Raw genomic sequence first — 18002 nt, 5'->3', positions numbered from 1 at the left:
ATCGCGTACATACAAGGAAAAGGATATGAACAGTTCTGTACCTCAGGATAGTAAGGTCGGGCCGGGCGCGTACTTCGCCCTGGCGTTTGCAGCCGTTTTCTTCTCCGGCCTGTTAGGCGGAAAAGAGTGGTACGGCGTCTTTGATTTCACCACCCTCAACGGCGCGTTTGGCAAAGTGGTCAGTAAAGCCAGTCTGGATGACGGTACGTTAACCACAGCCAGCAGCGCCTTTCGCGGCACCGGCGGCAGCGGCGCGATGGACGGGTTTCTCTTCGCGCTCGGTTTAATTCCCGCCGTGATGTTCGCGCTGGGGATGATCAACGTGCTGGAACACTATGGCGCGCTGCGTGCCGCCCGCAAACTCTTAACCCCTCTGCTGCGCCCGCTGCTGGGCATTCCCGGCACCACCGGGCTGGCGCTGATTGGCAGCCTGCAAAGCACCGACGTGGGCGCGTCGCTTACCCGCAATCTGTCAGACGAAGGGCAAATCAGCGAAAAAGAGAAAGACGTTTTCGCCATGTTCCAGTTCTCCGCCGGGGCGATGATCACCAACTTTTTCTCTTCCGGGGCGATCCTCTTCACGCTGGTCGCCGTTGACGGCACGGCGGCAGTTCCCACGTCCATCGGAGCCTGTATCGCCGTCATGTTCATCATGAAAATCGTGGGGGCAAATCTGCTGAGATTGATCCTGTCCTTCACCCGTAAAGGAGACGCCGCATGACTGCCCCACAGTCTAACCCCGTCATTACCGATGTCTTCGTCGAAGGTGCGCGCAAAGGCTGGAGCATTGCCACCAGCAGCACCCTGCCCAACGTGGTGATGGCGTTTATCATCATCAAAGCGCTGGAAATTACCGGTGCCCTGAAAGGGCTGGGCATGATCTTCGCCCCGTTAATGGGCCTGTTCGGCCTGCCAGGTGAGGCCGCCGCGGTACTGATTGGCGGCTGGATGTCGATGGGCGGCGGGATAGGCGTCGCCATTGGCCTGTTTGATAAAGGCATTATCACTGGCGAGCATCTGGCGATCCTGGCACCCGCCATCTACCTGATGGGCTCACAGGTTCAGTATCTGGGCCGCATTCTGGGCGTGATCGGCACCCGCGCCAAACGTATCCCGCTGATGATCGCCATCTCGGTAGTCAACGCGTTTTTAGCCATGCTGCTGATGCGCATTATTCTCTGAACAGGACGTGAACATGAATCTTGACCATTACATTGAAGAGCTGAAAACCCTGGTGAACGTGGACTGCGGCACCCAGACCATTGCGGGCGTTGCTGCCGTGGCAGGCATCATACAGCAGCTCTGGCAGCGCGAAGGCTGGCACACCGAGCAGGTTAATCTGGGCGATAAAGTGGGCCCCGGCGTGTTCGTCAGCAATAAACCGCAGGCCGAACGCTTTGACGTGCTGCTGGTCGGGCACCTGGATACCGTTTTTGCCCCCGGCACCGTCGCCGAGCGCCCGATGAGCGAGGACGATACCCGCCTGTACGGCCCCGGCGTCTCGGATATGAAGAGCGGACTTCTGAATATTTTGTGGGCAATGCGCGGGCTCGACGCCGCAGACAACGATCGTCTCGCGATTGCCGTCGCGATGAACCCGGACGAAGAGACCGGCTCTGTCCATTCCCACGAATGGATTGGCGAGCTGGCTAAGCGTTCCCGCTGCGTGCTGGTCTGCGAAGCCGCCCGCGCCGACGGTTCACTGGTGAAAGCGCGTAAAGGGATGGCGGGCTATCACCTCACCTTCAGCGGCGTGGCGGCACACGCGGGCAACGACCCGGAGAAAGGTCGCTCGGCAATTACCGCGCTGGCAAACAGCGTCATCGCCATTAATGCGCTAACCGACTGGGATCGCGGCACCACGCTCAACATCGGGGTGATTCACGGCGGCAGCGCGGCCAACGTGGTGGCGGATAACGCCGTAGCCGAACTCGACGTGCGCTTCTGGGAAAACGACGAGTACGACCGGGTGAATCAGGCGCTGGAGGCGTTATGTGAAAAAGGCTTTTTAGACGGCGTGACCACTACGCTTGCGCGGGTGAATCACAAACCGGCGATGGCAACAAGCGTTGCGACTCAGGCCCTGATGCAGCAGGTTGAAGCTGCAGGAAAAGCGGAGGGTATCGCCATTACCTGGCAGGCGGTCGGCGGCGGCAGCGACGCCAACCACACCGCCGCGCTCGGCATCCCGACGCTCGACGGCCTGGGGCCGATTGGCGCCGGGTTCCACAGCCCGGCGGAGTGGCTGGATAAAGCGTCGATTGAGCCGAGAATTCGATTACTCAGACGTGTAGTCTCTATGCTCTAATTTTGCAGTAAACCGTCCCCTCTCCCTGTGGGAGAGGGTTAGGGTGAGGGCAACAGACCGCACAAAATCAACCCAACACCATCGTACTCAACCGGCAGGTACAGCACCGCCGCCCCTGCTCGTCGAAGACCACGATCTCCCAGCTCTGGCTCGAACGCCCCAGATGCAGCGGCTGGCACACTCCGCGCACTCTCCCCTGCGACACCGCCCGGTGGTGCGTGGCGTTAAGCTCCGTCCCCACCACGTTCTGTCCGTCGCGGGTCATCAGAAAACCGGCCATCGACCCCAGTGTTTCCGCCAGCGCCGCCGACGCGCCGCCGTGCAGCAGGCCAAACGGCTGATGGGTGCGCGCATCCACCGGCATCTCCGCTTCCAGCGTGTCGTCACCGATACGGGTATAGACGATGCCAAGATGCGCCACCAGGGTGTTCATGCTGGTGGCGTTCAGCTCCTCGAGCGATAAATGACGTTTCCAGATCATCACGCCCCCAGCGTGGAGCCGCCGTCCACCACGATATCCTGCAGGGCGATATGGCTGGCGACATCGGATGCCAGGAACAGCACCGTGCTGGCAATCTCCTGCGGGCGGGCGATTTTACCCAGCGGAATGCCGAGCTTGAACTGCTCGCCAAAGCCGCGAATACGCTGCTGCTCCGCGTCGTCGCTGGTCCACAGGGTGCGCTGCATGTCGGTGTCCGTTGAGCCTGGCGACACCAGGTTACAGCGCACGCCGCAGCTCGCCAGCTCCAGCCCGACGGTCAGGGCCAGGCTTTTCAGCGCCGCTTTCGACGCACCGTAGGCACTCATGCCGATGCGCGGCGTGTGCGCCGCGTCGGACGCCACGGTGACTATCGCCCCACCCTGCTGACGGCGGAACTGGCCCATCGTCTGCTGGAACAGGTTGAACGCGCCGCCGACATTGACCGCGAAGGTCTGCTGCCAGTCCTCCAGCGAGAGCTGGTCCGTCGCCCCCATGCGCAGAATACCCGCCGCGTTGACCAGCACGTCCAGACGCTCAAGGGTATTAAGCAAACGGCCACACACATCGCTGACCTGGGCAAAATCTGCCACGTCCAGCGTTTCGATGGCAAACGGATAATCTTCCTGCGGGAAGGCCAGATCGAACCCGGTCACCTGCGCGCCTGCTTCGGCAAACGCCAGCGCCGTCGCGTAGCCAATCCCTTTCCCCGCGCCCGTCACCCAGACGGTTTTACCGGTGAAATCAAATCCCATTACTTCACCTCGCGGGAGAGCAGCGCCCACCAGGCGTCGATTGTTGGATTTTTTGCCAGCATCACGAAGTCGATATCGCCGTGCACTTTGCGCCAGCGCGCGGCCAGCGCCATCATGCGCACCGAGTCCAGGCCATAGTCGATCAGGTTTTCGTCATCCATCGGCTCGTCGGACTCGTCCAGCAGCGGCAGGATCAGCTCGCGCAGCGCGGCTTTGGTCGCCGGGACGGACGGCAGCAGCTCGTCGGTCATCACCACGCGGCCCGAGCGCCCTGCTACGTAATTCAGCGACATCAGGTGCTCGTCGCGGGTGAAATCCGCCAGCGCGTCGGCAATAAAGAACGGTTTGATGTCGCGCATAAAGGCATCGGTGGCGGTGGTCATGCAGCCGATATGGGCGTACACGCCGGTAATCAACAGCTGGTTGCGGCCCGTCTCTTTCAACATCTGCTCCAGCGGCGAGCGGTGAAACGCGCTGTAGCGCCACTTGACCAGCACCGTGTCGGCTTCGTCCGGCGTGAGTTCAGAGACGATGCGCTGCTGCTCCGGGGAGCGGGTCAGGCCCGGCCCCCACATGTCGTTCAGCAGGGCGCGGTCTTCGTCGCTCTGCTCTTTCGGCTGAGCCGTATAGTACACCGGAATATTGTGCGCTTTACACCAGGCGCGCAGTCTGGCGATGTTCGCTACCACCTGCTGCATCATCGCGCTATTTTCACCCCAGAAGTTCAGGAAATACTCCTGCATATCGTGGATCAACAGCGCGGCGCGCTCCGGCTCAAAGCTCCAGTTCACCTTGTTAGTCGGCAGCTCTGCGGCGGTCGGCAGCGCGTAAGCGGTTAATTTTGGAATGGCCATATTCTGTTCCTCAGCCCCGGGCGCGTTCTGCAAGCCACAGGCGCAACTGTTTCTTATCGACTTTGCCGACCGGCGTGAGCGGGAGCGCATCCACGCTCTCCACGCGGTCCGGCAGCTTAAATTCGGCAACGCCCTGCTCGCGCAGGAAGCGGCGCACCTCGACCGCGCGCAGGGGCTGTTTCACCACCAGATACGCGCAGCTTTTTTCGCCCAGCAGGCTGTCCTCCATGCTCACCAGCGCGGCGTGGATCACCGCCTCATGGCGCAGCAGCAGGTTTTCAATCTCTTCGGCGGCGATCTTCTCCCCGCCGCGGTTGATCTGATCTTTCTCGCGCCCCTGCACGGTGATGTAGCCCTGTTCGTCGATGGCAATCAGATCCCCTGAGCAGTAGAAACCGTTCGCATCGAAGGCGCTGGCGTTGTGTTCCGGGCTGTTGAAATAGCCGCGGAAGGTGTACGGCCCGCGCGTCATCAGACGTCCGACTTCGCCGCGCGGCAGCGGGTTACCGTGCTCGTCCGCCACCCACACTTCGTCGTCCGGGCACATCGGACGGCCCTGGGTGTTGATGATGCGTTCCGGCGCGTCGTCGAGCCCGGTGTAGTTCACCAGCCCTTCCGCCATGCCGAACACCTGCTGAAGCTGGCAGCCGATTTCCGCCGGAATGCGCGCCGCGAGCGTGGCGGAGAGGCGCGCACCGCCCACCTGAAGCAGCTTCAGAGATCTCAGCTGCGCGTTCCCCGCGCCGTCGGCAATCGCCTGCAGCCACAGGCTCACCGCCGGGGGCACCAGCGAGGTGACGTTGATCTGATGCCGTTCAATCAGCGGGAAGCAGAGCGTCGCGCTCGGATCGTTTGCCAGCACCACGCAGCCGCCCGCGGTGAAAACGCCTAGCGACCCCGGCGAGCTCATGGCGTAGTTATGCGCCGCGGGCAGCGCGTTCAGGTAACGCGTTTCGGCGGTGATGCCGCAAATCTCATTGCTGCGGCGAATGCTGTAGTCGTAATCGTTATGCGTGCGCGGGATCAGCTTCGGCGTGCCGGTGCTGCCGCCGGAGAGCTGGAAAAACGCCACCTCGTCGGCGGGCGTCGGGTTCGGGATAAAATTGTCCGCCGGGCGCGCAATCGCCGCTTCCAGCGCGTGTTCGCCCTTATCCCTGCGCAGCAGCACGGCGCGTACCGAGCGATGCGCATCCACAAAGGTATTCAGAAAGTCATCGCCCACAAACAGCGCGTGGTCGCGATCGGCAATCAGCACGGCGGGTTTGATCTGCTCCGCGTAGGCGTTCAGCTCGCTGCGCTGATGGCTAAAGAGCGCGTTCACCGGCGCGACGCCGATTTGCAGCAGCGCGAAGAAGGTAATGTAGAACTCGGCCACGTTGCCGAGCTGCACCAGCGCGGTCTCGCCGCGGTGTAGCCCCTGCGCCTCAAGGGCGGACGCCAGGTTGTTGACCGCCTGATTAAACGCGCGGTAGGTGATGTGCCGCTCGCCGTCGATTATCGCTACCGCATCGCTGTCCGCACGATCCGTCAGGATGTGGGTCAACGGCAGATCCTGCCAGTAGCCTTTTTCGCGGTAGCGGCGGGCAAATTCCTCAGGCCAGCGGGTAAAAGGGATGGTCATGAGTATTCCTTAGTGCAAACCAAAAACGTTGAGCATGGTGGAGAGCTTCACACCGGTTTCGCGCCACTCGCCCACCGGCGAGGAGGCGGGAACAATGCCCGCACCGGCAAACAGGCGAACGCTATTTTTATGCAGACGCGCGCAGCGGATGGTCACCACCCACTCGCCGTTGCCTTCGCTGTCGCACCAGCCGACGATGCCGCCGAACAGCTCGCGGTCGAACGGCTCAAGCTCGGCAATCAGCTGTTTTGCCGCCTGATGCGGGAAACCGCTCAGTGCCGGCGTCGGGTGCAGCAGGCAGGCCAGCGTCAGGGCGTTTTCATTTTCACGCGCCTCGCCTTCTACCGGCGTTGCCAGATGCCACAGCGTCGGCGTGGTAATCAACTGAGGAGAATCCGGCATGCTGAGATGGTGGCTGCGCGGTGCCAGAATGGCCTTCATCGCCTGGGTCACCAGGTCGTGCTCGTGACGGTCTTTTTCGGAGGCCAGCAGCTTATTGCCCGCTTCGCGATCTAATACGTCGTCCGGCTGACGACGCGCCGAGCCTGCCAGCGGCAGCGAGCTAAAGTGCGCGCCCTCTTTGCGCAGCAGCAGTTCGGGGCTTGCCCCCAGCAGCACGCCGCCGTCTTCCAGCGGCACGTGGAAATTAAAGCTCGCCGGGTTCTGAGCGATAAGACGCTCCATCAACGCACCGCTATCAATGTTGTTATCGGTCGCAATATCAATCAGGCGCGACAGCACGACCTTGTTCACCTGCGGCGTGGCGGTCAGCGCCGCGGCGCGGGCGACCATCTCTTCAAACACAGGCTGCGGGGGGATCTCGGTACGTTTTTCAATATTCAGTGACTGCGCACCGGAGAAATAGCGTGAAGACTGCTGACGCGCCGGGCGAGAAAACGTCTGCCAGCGTTCGGGAATAAACAGCGACGACGGCTTGCGGGTATCGAATGGGATTGCCCCTACCATGACCGGATGGGCGATGCCGCTGGCCTTCGCGTTCTGAAAAGCCTGGGCTAATTTCTGCTGGAAGCGGCCTGCCGGATCGTCGCCGCCAACGGCGGACTCAGAAAAGCGGGCAACGCAGCCGGACGTGGTAAAACTGCGGTAAGGCGACATAAAGAAAAAGCTGTCTGATTGCAGCGTGGTTGCGGTGTGCTGAACTTCCTCAGCCAGGGACGTATCCATATCATCCTCCTCAAAATGATAAAAGAAGCAATAATGATTATCATTTATATTTTCGTCGGCTAACCTAATCCCACAGCGCCCCGCTGTCAACCGTCGGTCAAACAACTTGTGCGACAAACGCTTGCATCCCTTCCCGGCAATCATGAAAATGAGAAGCATTAACTTCAACGATAACAGGATGCCGCTCAGTGAAATTCCCTGCCCTTTGCCGTAATGCCTTTCTTCTGACAGGTCTTTTTGTTTTAGGACTAACCTCAGCGACCGCCGCCGACTGGCCGCGCCAGGTGACCGACAGCCGCGGCGTGCATACCCTTGAGAGCAAACCGACGCGCATTGTCTCCACCAGCGTGACCTTAACCGGCTCCCTGCTGGCGATTGACGCCCCGGTCGTCGCCAGCGGCGCCACCACGCCGAACAACCGCGTGGCGGATGGGCAGGGTTTCCTGCGCCAGTGGGGGGATATTGCGAAACAGCGCAAGGTTGCGCGGCTGTACATCGGCGAGCCGAGTGCCGAAGCGGTCGCGGCGCAGATGCCGGACCTGATTTTGATCAGCGCTACCGGCGGGGATTCCGCGCTGGCGCTGTACGACCAGCTCTCCGCCATCGCCCCGACGCTTATCATCAACTACGACGACAAGAGCTGGCAGGAACTGCTGACCCAGTTGGGCACCCTCACCGGTCAGGAAAAACAGGCCGCCGGGCGCATTGCCGCCTTTGATAAACAGCTCGCGCAGGTAAAAGAGCAGATGAAGCTGCCGCCGCAGCCGGTGAACGCCATCGTCTACACCGCCGCCGCGCACAGCGCCAACCTGTGGACCGCTGAATCCGCGCAGGGCAAGCTGCTGCACCAGTTGGGCTTTACGCTGGCGGAGCTGCCCGCCGGGCTGCAGACCTCCAAAAGCCAGGGCAAACGCCACGACATTATTCAGTTGGGTGGAGAAAACCTGGCGACGGGGCTGAACGGTGAAGGGCTGTTTGTGTTTGCGGGCGATGAGAAAGACGTCGACGCGATTTACGCCAACCCGCTGCTGGCGCATCTGCCGTCGGTGAAAAACAAACGGGTTTGGGCATTGGGAACCGAGACGTTCCGCCTGGATTATTACAGCGCGATGTTGGTGTTGCAGCGTTTAGAGGCAATTTTCGGGTAATGCCTGCGCCCGGTGGCGCTTCGCTTACCGGGCCTACGGGTGTTTTCTCCCTCTCCCTGTGGGAGAGGGCCGGGGTGAGGGCATCAGGCCGCACCGTTGTTAATCACAACCTCCTGCCTGAACCGCCGCAATTCCACCAGCGCCACTAACAACATCACGCCAACCATCGCTAACGCAAACCCGCAGCTGCTCGCCGAGGCCACCGGGGTCATCATCGCCCCCAGCCCGCCGAGGATCGCCGCGCCAATCGCATCCCCCGTCACGTTCTGCGCCGTCCACAGGCCGTTAATGCGCCCAAGCATCCCTTCCGGCGTCTGGGTCTGGATCAGGGTGTATTGCAAAAGTGAGCTGATGGCGCTCAGCCAGCCGAAGATCACCAGACACAGCACGCCCAGCGCCCACACCGGCATCAGGCTAAAGAAGCCAATGGCGATAAACGACGCCAGCGTGGCAAGCAGCATAATCAACCCCGGACGCGCGCTTTGCGCCAGGTTGCCGCTGGTCAGCGCTCCGCATGCCGCGCCGAGCGGAATGGCGGCGTACAGCACGCCAATCTCCGAGGCGCTCATCTGCCACTCTCCCGCCAGCGCCGGGTAGAGCACGCGCACGGCGCTCGCCATCGTCAGCAGGCCACCGAGCAGCGCAATCCCGCCAATCAGCGGGTTGCTGAACAGGAAACGAATAGCGGCCATCAGTGATTTCAGCGGATGCTCGCGCGGCTGCGGCGGAGGCGGCAGCAGCGGCAGGCGCAGCAGGGTCAGGGTGGTGATAAAGGTCCCCGCCGCCGCCAGCCCGTAGTTCCACGCCACGTTGCCGGTCGCCAGCAGCAGCCCACCCACCATCGGCGAAATCACCGAGCCGAGGCGCACGGTGAGCATGGTGATCGCCCCCGCCTGCATCAGGTTCTCGCGCCCGACCAGCGCGGGCGTTGCCGCCAGCAGCGCCGTCACGCCCAGCGAGGCGAAGAAACCGTCCCACAGCCCCAGCGCGTAAATGGCGATCAGCGACGGCTCCGGCAGCATGGCGTTCAGACACAGCCCGATAAAGCCCACGCCGCAAGTGCCGCGCGCCAGCAGGATCAGCTTTTTACGCTCGTAGCGGTCCGCCAGCACGCCGCCGACCATCAGGCCGATGAACATCGCCCCGCCGGTTAAGGTGACGGATAACCCCACCAGCCAGCTGGAGTGCGTCAGGGTCTGGATCTGTACCGGCACGGCCACGCCGAGCAGCCCGAGGGATAAAATGGAGATAAAGCGAGCGATAAATACGGCGCGATACGCCGGGTGCGTTTTCAGCAGGCTGAGGTTGAGCAGCCAGGATTTTTGATTCATGACAAAGCCTTGAGTCTATTTCTACCCTTTCCATGGGCGCACATGCTAACATAGCCAAATAAGATAGATAACGATAATCACTATCATTATCAAATCATGGATGTTGCTATGTCGTTTTCCTCTTCTGCGGTGCGCGCCGTTGCCGTGCCCGTTTTACTGCTGCTCCTGAGCCTTGCGGTTGCACTCAGCCTGCTGGTCGGCGCGAAGCCGCTGCCCGCGTCCGTTATCGTTGATGCGCTCTCCGGCACCTGCCAGAGCGCTGACTGCATTATCGTGCTCGACGCCCGACTCCCCCGCACGCTTGCCGGACTGCTGGCGGGTGGCGCGCTCGGCCTTGCCGGTGCCCTGATGCAAACCCTTACCCGTAACCCGCTGGCGGACCCCGGCATTCTCGGCGTTAACTCCGGCGCCAGCTTTGCCATCGTGCTCGGCGCGGCGCTGTTCGGGTTGACCTCTCCGTCCGAGCAGTTGGTCATGGCCTTTTGCGGCGCGCTGGCCGCCTCGCTGGTCGTCGCCTTTACCGGCAGCCAGGGCGGCGGCCAGCTGAGTCCGGTCCGCCTGACGCTGGCGGGCGTGGCGCTCGCGGCGGTGCTGGAAGGCTTATCCAACGGCATCGCCCTGCTCAACCCGGACGTTTACGACCAGCTGCGCTTCTGGCAGGCCGGTTCGCTGGATATCCGCACCCTTGAAACGTTAAAAGTGGTGGCGATCCCGGTCATTATCGCTGCCGCCGTGGCGCTGTTTTTAAGCCGCGCGCTCAACAGCCTGAGCCTCGGCAGCGACACCGCGACCGCCCTCGGCAACCGCGTGGCGCGCACGCAGCTGATTGGTCTGCTCGCCATCACCGTGCTGTGCGGCAGCGCGACGGCGGTGGTCGGCCCGATCGCCTTTATTGGCCTGATGATGCCGCACATGGCGCGCTGGCTGGTGGGGGCGGATCACCGCTGGTCGCTGCCGGTGACGCTGCTGGCCACCCCTGCCCTGCTGCTGTTTGCCGACGTGCTGGGCCGCCTGCTGGGGCCCGGCGAACTGCGCGTCTCAGTGGTCAGCGCCTTTATCGGCGCGCCAGTGCTGATCTTCCTGGTACGCCGTAAACGCGGAGGTGGCGCATGATGGCCCCGTCCCGTCGTTTACTCACCAGCGTCTCGCTGCTGCTCATCGCCATTCTGCTGCTGGCAGTCTGGAGCCTGCGCAGCGGCGCGGTCACGCTCGATTTTGCGCAGGTCTTTAACGCCCTGCTCGGCAGCGCGCCGCGCAACATCACTATGGTGGTGACGGAGTGGCGACTGCCGCGCGTGGCGATGGCAATTCTGGTCGGCGCGGCGCTCGGCGTGAGCGGTGCAATCTTCCAGTCGCTGATGCGCAACCCGCTCGGCAGCCCGGACGTGATGGGCCTCAACACCGGGGCCTGGAGCGGCGTGCTGGTGGCGATGGTGCTGTTTGGTCAGCACCTGACGGCGATTACCTTTACGGCGATGGCGGGCGGCATTCTGACGTCATTACTGATCTGGGCGCTGGCCTGGCGCAACGGTATCGACACCTTCCGTCTGATCATCATCGGGATCGGCATACGCGCCATGCTGATGGCCTTTAACACCTGGCTTTTACTGCAGGCCTCGCTGGAAACCGCGCTCTCCGCCGGGCTGTGGTATGCCGGTTCCCTCAACGGCCTGACGTGGGGTAAAACCTGGCCCGCCGCGCCGCTGATTTTGCTGATGTTTATCGGCGCACTACTGCTGGTGCGACGCATGCGCCTGCTGGAGATGGGCGACGACAGCGCCTGCGCGCTGGGGGTGGGCGTAGAGCGCTCGCGCCTGATGCTGATGCTGGTCGCCGTACTGCTGACCGCCGCCTCTACCGCTATCGCCGGGCCGATCTCGTTTATCGCCCTCGTGGCACCGCACATCGCCCGCCGCCTTAGCGGGACCGCACGCTGGGGATTAACCCAGGCGGCGTTCTGCGGCGCATTGTTGCTGCTGGCCGCCGATCTCTGCGCCCAGCGGCTGTTTATGCCTTATCAACTGCAGGTGGGCGTGGTGACCGTCAGCCTCGGCGGAATTTACCTCATCGTCTTGCTCGTTCAGGAGTCACGCAAGAAATGACAGACACAACCACCCGCTTGCGCGGCGAAAATCTTACCCTCGGCTACGGCAAAAAAATCATTGCCCGTGACTTATCCGTCGCCATTCCGGACGGTCATTTTACGGCAATCATCGGGCCGAACGGCTGCGGCAAATCGACCCTGCTGCGCACGCTGAGCCGCCTGATGACGCCGGCTGAAGGCAGCGTGTTCCTCGACGGAGAGCAGATCCAGCGCTTCGCCAGCAAAGAGGTGGCGCGGCGCATCGGGCTGCTGGCGCAAAACGCCACCACACCAGGAGACATCACGGTACAGGAACTGGTCTCGCGCGGGCGCTACCCGCACCAGCCGCTGTTTACCCGCTGGCGTAAAGAGGATGACGAGGCGGTCAGCCGCGCGATGCAGGCGACGGGGATTACCGATCTGGCCCAGCAGAGCGTGGACACCCTTTCCGGCGGGCAGCGTCAGCGGGCGTGGATCGCGATGGTGCTGGCGCAGGAGACCTCCATCATGCTGCTGGACGAGCCGACGACCTGGCTCGACATCAGCCATCAGATTGACCTGCTGGAGCTGCTGAGCGAGCTGAACCGCACGCAGGGCTATACCCTGGCAGCGGTGCTGCACGATTTAAACCAGGCGTGCCGCTACGCCACGCATTTGATTGCGCTACGCGACGGCGAGATTGTGGCGCAGGGCGCGCCGAAAGAGATTGTGACACCGGAACTGATCGAGCGGATCTACGGCATGCGCTGCATGATTATTGACGATCCGGTGGCGGGCACGCCGCTGGTGGTGCCGTTAGGTCGGCGGTAATTGCCGGGTGGCGGCTGCGCCTTACCCGGCCTACACTCGGCTCCCGTAGGCCCGGTAAGCGCAGCGCCACCGGGCATTTGCACTATACTAAAATTTCCTTCAGTACCGGCCCAATCTTCTCAAATGCCTGCGGTGAAATAATATCCACGTGGGCGCAATCCTGGCTATACACCTCAAGCTCCGCCACCCACGGCGACCAGGCCAGCTGCGGGTCCATCGTTCGCATGCGCTCGGCAACAAACAGCGTCGCTTTACCCTCAAACCGCGCGCTGTGCGCCGTAGTCAGCAACCGCACCGCATCAGCGTAGTTGCCCTCAATGGCGCTAAACAGTTCGCTGGAGCCCTGCCCCTGCTGCGCGGCGATAAACGCCTGGCGCTCGCGCTCGATTTCCGCCAGCACCTCCGGGTCGAGACCGTTGGCCTCTTTCTCCGCCCAGTTCTGGGTTTCGGGCGGCCAGGTATCCAGCAGGCCGAGGAAGGCCACCTCTTCACCCTGCGCGCGCAGACGCGCCGCAATGCCCTGCGCCAGCGTGCCGCCGAGGGAATAGCCGAACAGGTAATACGGCCCCTGCGGCTGCTGCTTACGCAACGTATTCAGGTGATGTTCGATTACTCCATCCAGATCCGCACATTGCTGCATCGGCCCTTCCGGGCGCGGTGACTGAATGCCCATGATGGACCAGCGCGGGCTGAGGTAGCGCGCCAGCACGCTAAACTGCCAGGCAAAGCCGGACGCCGGATGGAAGCAAAACAGCGTCGGGCCATTACCTTCGCGCAGCGGCAGAAGGGTTTCATACCCCAGACGCTGCGCCTGCTCGTCGCTCATCTGCGAGTCCAGCAGCGCGCTGAGCTTGCTCACCGTGGAGGCGACCATAATCTGCCCCGGCGTCACCCTGCGCTCGAACGCGCGGCTAAGCTGTGCCGCCAGGCGCATCGCCAGCAGCGAGTGGCCGCCGAGGGCAAAGAAGTCGGCTTCAATGTCGCTCACCTCGCAGCCCAGCAGCGCGGAAAACGCCTGCGCGACGGCGACTTCGGTTTCCGTCTCCGGCGCACGGCCGGAGGATTTACTCGTCAGCTCCGGCAGCGGCAGCGCCTTGCGGTCAAGCTTGCCGTTCGCACTGAGCGGCAGCGCGCTGATTTGCAGCAGCACCACCGGCACCATGTGCGGCGGCAGCTGGGCTTTGAGCGACGCCAGCAGCGCGTCGCGATCCAGCGGTAAGCCGGATTCAGAGACGATATACCCTACCAGCTGACGGGCATCGCCGCCGGTTGCCACCGCCTGGTTGAACACGCAGGCGTGGGCGACGGCCTGGGCGATGTCCGGCAGCGACAGCATCGCCCGGTCGATCTCGCCCAGCTCGATACGCTGGCCGCGAATTTTCAGCTGATCGTCGCTGCGGCCCAGATATTCCACCGCGCCGTTGTCCAGCCAGCGGGCAACGTCGCCGGTGCGGTACATCCGCTCGCCGGGGGCAAACGGGTCGGCGATAAAGCGGCTGGCGGTGAGGTCCGGACGGCCCAGATACCCCTGCGCCAGCTGAATGCCGGTGAGATAAAGGTCGCCCGCAACGCCGAACGGCACCGGGCGCATCATCGCGTCAAGGATGCGTAGCCCCGTGTTCCACACCGGGAAGCCAATTGGCACGCTGTTGCCCTCCACCGCCGCCAGCTCGGGGCCAAACGCCGGATACCAGCTCACATCCACCGCCGCTTCCGTTGGACCATAGAGGTTGTGCAGCGGCGCACGGGTGAGCTGTTCCCACTCCCGGCACAGCCCGGTCGGCAGCGCTTCGCCGCTGCAGAACACCTGCTTAAGGGTTTTGCAGCACGCAGCGTTTTCCGGGGTCAGCGAGGCGACAAAGGCCGCCAGCATCGACGGCACGAAGTGGGTGGTGGTCACGCCGTACTGCGCGAAGAAACTCTGCATTGCCTGCGGATCGCGGTGCGCGTCCGGCTCGGCCATCACCAGCTTCGCCCCGGCGATAAACGGCCACCAGAACTCCCACACCGACACGTCAAAGCTGCACGGCGTTTTCTGCGCCACCACGTCAAACGCCGTCAGAGGGTAATGGTCCTGCATCCACTTCAGGCGGTTAACGATAGCAGTATGGCCGACCATGACCCCTTTCGGGCGTCCCGTCGAACCGGAGGTAAAGATGATGTACGCCGTCTGCTCCGGCGTCGCCAGGCGCAGCGGTTCCGCATTCTCAGCCGGTAACAGTGTGTTGTAACTAAACGTCGTAATAGGCAGATCGCTAAAGCGCGGGAGCTGCTCGTCGGTGGTAATGAGCAGGGACGGCTTCGCGTCCTCCAGCATCATCCGCAGGCGGTCGTCCGGGTAGCCGGTATCCAGCGGCAGCCACGCGGCACCGGCCTCGACGATGCCGTGCAGCGCCAGCGTCAGGAACACCGAGCGCGGGAGTGCCACCGCCACGCTGTCGCCCGGCTTCACACCGCGCTCGCGCAACAGGTTTGCCAGCGCGACGACCTGCTCGCGCATCTGGCGATAGTTCAGCTCGATGTGCGCATCCGCCAGCGCAGGGGCGTCCGGCGTTTTGCTCGCCTGCTCCGCCACCAGATCCGCCAGCGTGGTAGACGGCAGCGCCAGCCCGGTATCGTTGATGCGGGCGAGCTTCGCGTATTCCTGCTCTGAAACGGTTTCCACTTCGCCGCAGCGCAGGTCCGGATTAGCCGAAAACTGCAGCAGCATCGCGTTCAGGCGCGCCACGTGACGGGTAAGCGTCGCCTCATCGTAACGCTGTTTATTGGCGAGGATCTCAATGCGGAGATCGCCCTGCTCGTCCGGGAACAGCGCCAGCTCGAGATCGTTCACCGGGCCGGTTGCCAGCGTGTGGGTGATGGCCTCCACGCCGTCGATATTCAGCTGATAATCGAAAACCTTAACGTTCAGCACCGGGCCAAACAGCGCTTCGTCGCCCGCGGCACGCCCGCTGTCGCGCACGATCTGCTCGGCGTCGTAGCGCTGATGGCGGCGCATTTTTTTCAGCTGGTTAGCCAGTCGCAGCGCCAGCGCGGGCAGGCTCTCCTGCGCGTCGATATTGACCGCCAGCGGCAGCACGTTCAGCACCGGCCCGGTCGCGGTGAGCGCCGAGGAGCCCATGCGGCGCATAAAGATAAACCCGGCGGCGTAGTCCAGCCGTCCGGTGAGGCGGCCCAGCCACAGCGCCACCAGCGCAAGCGCCAGATCGGTGCGCTGCGCCTGCCCTGCCGCCTGTGCAAGCTGGCTAAAGGCGCGGCCGTCCATTGCAATTTTCAGGCGCAGAATGTCGGTAGTGGCGGCGCGTCCCGGCAGCGGCGCGGAAGAGAGCGAGACCGGAGAAGGGAGCTGCTTGCGCTGCTCTGCCCAGAAGGCACCGTCGCGCGCATATGCCTCGCTGTCGCGATAGCGCTGATACTCGTCCACCACCTCGGCAAACGGTGTAAACGGGGATGCAGGCGTCGGTTCACCCTTTTTCCAGGCGGTATACATCGCGGCGATCTGGCGGGTAATGGCCGGGAAGCTGAAGCCATCCACCACCAGATGGTGATAGCGCTGATACCAGTACCAGTGGCTGTTCCCCACCTGAATCAACTGGTGAAACGCCAGCGGCTGCCCGCTGTCAACGCGCAGGTTCTGGTTAAGATCGGCCTCCATCAGCGCCACGGCGTCGTCGTGAGAGGTAGCGCGAACGATGGACGGCTCCCGCAGAATGAAGGTGTCATCCACCCACTGCCACACCTCGCCGTTATCCTCGGCAAAACGCATCCGCAGGGTATCGGCCTGCATCATGCCTTCCGCAATCGCTTTTGCCAGCAATGGCGCGTCAATGTCGCCTTTCAGTTCGGTGTAGTGCGCCACGCTCCAGGCGTTTGGCAGGGAGGAAAGCTGCTCCGCCATCCAGATACCCGGCTGGGCGGCAACGAGAGGAAGACGGTTCATGCGCTCCCCTCCGCAAAATGGGACGGGACAAGCGTTTGCCAATGCCCGGCAAGCCACTGCTGGCACGCCTCCTGGGACTGCGGCTCGCAGACAACGCGCCAGCCTGCGGGCAGTTCGCACTGCTGCGGCCACAGGCTGTACTGCCCCTGGTCGTTTTGCAGAATGGCGAACTGTCCCTGCGGATTATCGAAAGGATTGCTGAATTCCATACAGACTCCGTTAGTGAATAAGCGGCTGCCAGAGGGTCATCAGCCCCTGTGTCAGCCCACCGCGCCAGCAAAGCGCATCGTGCCCGCCGTCAACCTGACGCCAGAAAATCGGCTGCTGCGTGTGTAGTTCGGCGAAAATCGCCTGATTCGCGCGGAAGATAAGCGGCTCGTTGCGCCCGGCCTCGAGGACAATGCGCAGCCCGCGTGCGGTTTTTTCACCCGCTTTAAGTTGTTCGATGAGCAGCCCGTCCTGCTGCGCGCCGCGGTGCGGCCACCAGTAGGATCCGGACTGGCTGAGGATGCAGCCAAAACGCTGCGGCCAGTTGAGGCCAGCATAAAGCGAAGAGAGGCCACCAAAGCTCTGGCCTGCCACGATGGTCCGATCGGCACGGTCGCTGAACGAGGCGGTTGTTTTCACAAGGGGAAGGAGTTCCTCCTGCACCGCCAGCCAGAAATCGGGATTACAGGGCAGTTCCCGGCTGCGATGTTCTGTATCGATCGCATCAATTAAGACGTAGACCGCAGGCGGCAGTTTGCCGTCGCGGGTCAGCGACGCCAGCGCAGGCCAGACGGGCATGCTTTCGGCCCAGAACTGCCCGTCGAGCAGCACCGCCAGCGGGCGCCCGGAGCTGTCATCTCCGGTGGTAAAAATCCACACGCGGCGACGGTTGTTGAGACGTGCACTGTTCCACTCAATGCAGACAGGTGGCTGATACGGCGTATCGGAACGATCCCAGCCGGGCTGAACGGGGGCATCCGGCATCTCCAGCGCCGAGACGGCGTGACCGCGCCCGCCGCGCCAACTCTGCGGATTCAGCGGGTCGGAGACCGCGTGCGGCAACAGTTTGCGCCAGCCTTCGCGCAGCGCCATGCGGTCCGGCTGCTCGCCTTCAAATACTGCGCAGGCAAAATCGTTTTCGTTATCGGAGGGGATAAAACAGTAGCTGCCGCGCCATTCGGGGCTGAACTCGCCCTGCCACTGCCAGACGTCGGTATCCGGGATGCGCTCAAGAGATTGCGGGCGGGCATTTTGATGATGATCGGTCACGCCGGTGATGTAGAGCCAGACGCGTTTAACCGTTGACGTTTTCTGCGTTCCTGCCGGGTCACGCCACCAGAAGGTGACGCGATAATTCGCCTTCAGACGTTCCCATTCTGGCCCGTTTTTGGACTGCCACCAGGCTTCACTTCCCGTTGTTAACGCCGTCACCCTTATAACCTCATGTTTAACAGTCTTTTTTGTTTCAGGACAAATTTTATTGATAATATTATTGATAACT

General features: G+C 62.7%; 16 protein-coding genes. 7 read left to right on the top strand and 9 right to left on the bottom strand.

Annotated elements, in window-relative coordinates:
• Positions 1 to 25: 25 nt before the first annotated feature.
• Genes ACOQH0_RS06155 through ACOQH0_RS06145 form a run of 3 tightly spaced genes read left to right on the top strand, consistent with a single transcriptional unit; the run spans position 26 to position 2308 of the window.
• Entirely contained in the window at positions 26 to 721 is a 696-nt protein-coding gene (locus ACOQH0_RS06155) for a nucleoside recognition domain-containing protein (protein ID WP_042718938.1), read from the top strand.
• On the top strand, positions 718 to 1182 hold the full coding sequence (locus tag ACOQH0_RS06150) for a YjiG family protein (RefSeq protein ID WP_174340530.1): 465 nt from the start codon (positions 718 to 720) through the stop codon (positions 1180 to 1182). Before ACOQH0_RS06155 ends, ACOQH0_RS06150 begins: the two co-directional genes overlap by 4 nt.
• A gap of 13 nt (positions 1183 to 1195) precedes the next feature.
• Positions 1196 to 2308, top strand: coding sequence for a M20 family metallopeptidase (locus ACOQH0_RS06145; protein WP_421511782.1), 1113 nt, complete (start codon positions 1196 to 1198; stop codon positions 2306 to 2308).
• Between the two features lie 67 nt (positions 2309 to 2375).
• Here the strand turns inward: ACOQH0_RS06145 and entH are convergent, their stop codons facing one another.
• The 5 genes from entH to entC are packed head-to-tail and all read right to left on the bottom strand — an operon-like array spanning position 2376 to position 7201.
• Entirely contained in the window at positions 2376 to 2789 is a 414-nt protein-coding gene (gene entH, locus ACOQH0_RS06140; RefSeq protein WP_420984894.1) for a proofreading thioesterase EntH, read from the bottom strand.
• Positions 2789 to 3541 (bottom strand): 2,3-dihydro-2,3-dihydroxybenzoate dehydrogenase EntA, encoded by a 753-nt coding sequence (gene entA, locus ACOQH0_RS06135; protein ID WP_420984895.1) that lies wholly within the window; start codon positions 3539 to 3541, stop codon positions 2789 to 2791. The genes entH and entA overlap by 1 nt, the downstream gene beginning before the upstream one ends.
• The gene (locus ACOQH0_RS06130) at positions 3541 to 4395 is read right to left on the bottom strand and encodes an isochorismatase family protein (protein ID WP_421511781.1); all 855 of its coding nucleotides are present in this window, start codon (positions 4393 to 4395) and stop codon (positions 3541 to 3543) included. Before ACOQH0_RS06130 ends, entA begins: the two co-directional genes overlap by 1 nt.
• A 10-nt stretch (positions 4396 to 4405) precedes the next feature.
• Positions 4406 to 6016, bottom strand: coding sequence for a (2,3-dihydroxybenzoyl)adenylate synthase EntE (gene entE / locus ACOQH0_RS06125; RefSeq protein ID WP_421511780.1), 1611 nt, complete (start codon positions 6014 to 6016; stop codon positions 4406 to 4408).
• Positions 6017 to 6025: 9 nt separating this feature from the next.
• Positions 6026 to 7201 (bottom strand): isochorismate synthase EntC, encoded by a 1176-nt coding sequence (gene entC, locus ACOQH0_RS06120; RefSeq protein ID WP_218307850.1) that lies wholly within the window; start codon positions 7199 to 7201, stop codon positions 6026 to 6028.
• 188 nt (positions 7202 to 7389) lie between these two features.
• Here entC and fepB point away from each other — a divergent pair, with 188 nt between their 5' ends.
• Positions 7390 to 8349 (top strand): Fe2+-enterobactin ABC transporter substrate-binding protein, encoded by a 960-nt coding sequence (fepB, locus tag ACOQH0_RS06115; protein WP_421511779.1) that lies wholly within the window; start codon positions 7390 to 7392, stop codon positions 8347 to 8349.
• Between the two features lie 83 nt (positions 8350 to 8432).
• Here the strand turns inward: fepB and entS are convergent, their stop codons facing one another.
• The gene (gene entS / locus ACOQH0_RS06110; protein ID WP_420984900.1) at positions 8433 to 9680 is read right to left on the bottom strand and encodes an enterobactin transporter EntS; all 1248 of its coding nucleotides are present in this window, start codon (positions 9678 to 9680) and stop codon (positions 8433 to 8435) included.
• Positions 9681 to 9788: 108 nt separating this feature from the next.
• On the opposite strand from entS, the gene fepD reads away from it, so the two are divergent.
• From fepD to fepC, 3 genes are read left to right on the top strand one after another with little or no spacing between them, the layout of a single operon-like run.
• Entirely contained in the window at positions 9789 to 10793 is a 1005-nt protein-coding gene (gene fepD / locus ACOQH0_RS06105; protein WP_421511778.1) for a Fe(3+)-siderophore ABC transporter permease, read from the top strand.
• The gene (gene fepG, locus ACOQH0_RS06100; protein ID WP_421512329.1) at positions 10793 to 11782 is read left to right on the top strand and encodes an iron-enterobactin ABC transporter permease; all 990 of its coding nucleotides are present in this window, start codon (positions 10793 to 10795) and stop codon (positions 11780 to 11782) included. Before fepD ends, fepG begins: the two co-directional genes overlap by 1 nt.
• On the top strand, positions 11779 to 12573 hold the full coding sequence (gene fepC / locus ACOQH0_RS06095) for an iron-enterobactin ABC transporter ATP-binding protein (RefSeq protein ID WP_421511777.1): 795 nt from the start codon (positions 11779 to 11781) through the stop codon (positions 12571 to 12573). The genes fepG and fepC overlap by 4 nt, the downstream gene beginning before the upstream one ends.
• 82 nt (positions 12574 to 12655) lie before the next feature.
• Here the strand turns inward: fepC and entF are convergent, their stop codons facing one another.
• From entF to fes, 3 genes are read right to left on the bottom strand one after another with little or no spacing between them, the layout of a single operon-like run.
• On the bottom strand, positions 12656 to 16513 hold the full coding sequence (gene entF / locus ACOQH0_RS06090) for an enterobactin non-ribosomal peptide synthetase EntF (protein ID WP_421511776.1): 3858 nt from the start codon (positions 16511 to 16513) through the stop codon (positions 12656 to 12658).
• Positions 16510 to 16722 carry an MbtH family protein gene (locus ACOQH0_RS06085; protein ID WP_221550594.1) on the bottom strand — a complete coding sequence of 71 codons (213 nt, stop codon included), beginning with the start codon at positions 16720 to 16722 and terminating at the stop codon, positions 16510 to 16512. The genes entF and ACOQH0_RS06085 overlap by 4 nt, the downstream gene beginning before the upstream one ends.
• Positions 16723 to 16732: 10 nt before the next feature.
• Positions 16733 to 17932 (bottom strand): enterochelin esterase, encoded by a 1200-nt coding sequence (gene fes / locus ACOQH0_RS06080; protein ID WP_421511775.1) that lies wholly within the window; start codon positions 17930 to 17932, stop codon positions 16733 to 16735.
• Positions 17933 to 18002 lie beyond the last annotated feature (70 nt).

Source organism: Enterobacter sp. JS8-1, assembly GCF_049187015.1.
GTDB lineage: Bacteria > Pseudomonadota > Gammaproteobacteria > Enterobacterales > Enterobacteriaceae > Enterobacter > Enterobacter mori.
The sequence above is the reverse complement of the archived record's forward strand: the minus strand, read 5'-3'. Positions and strand labels throughout refer to the sequence as shown.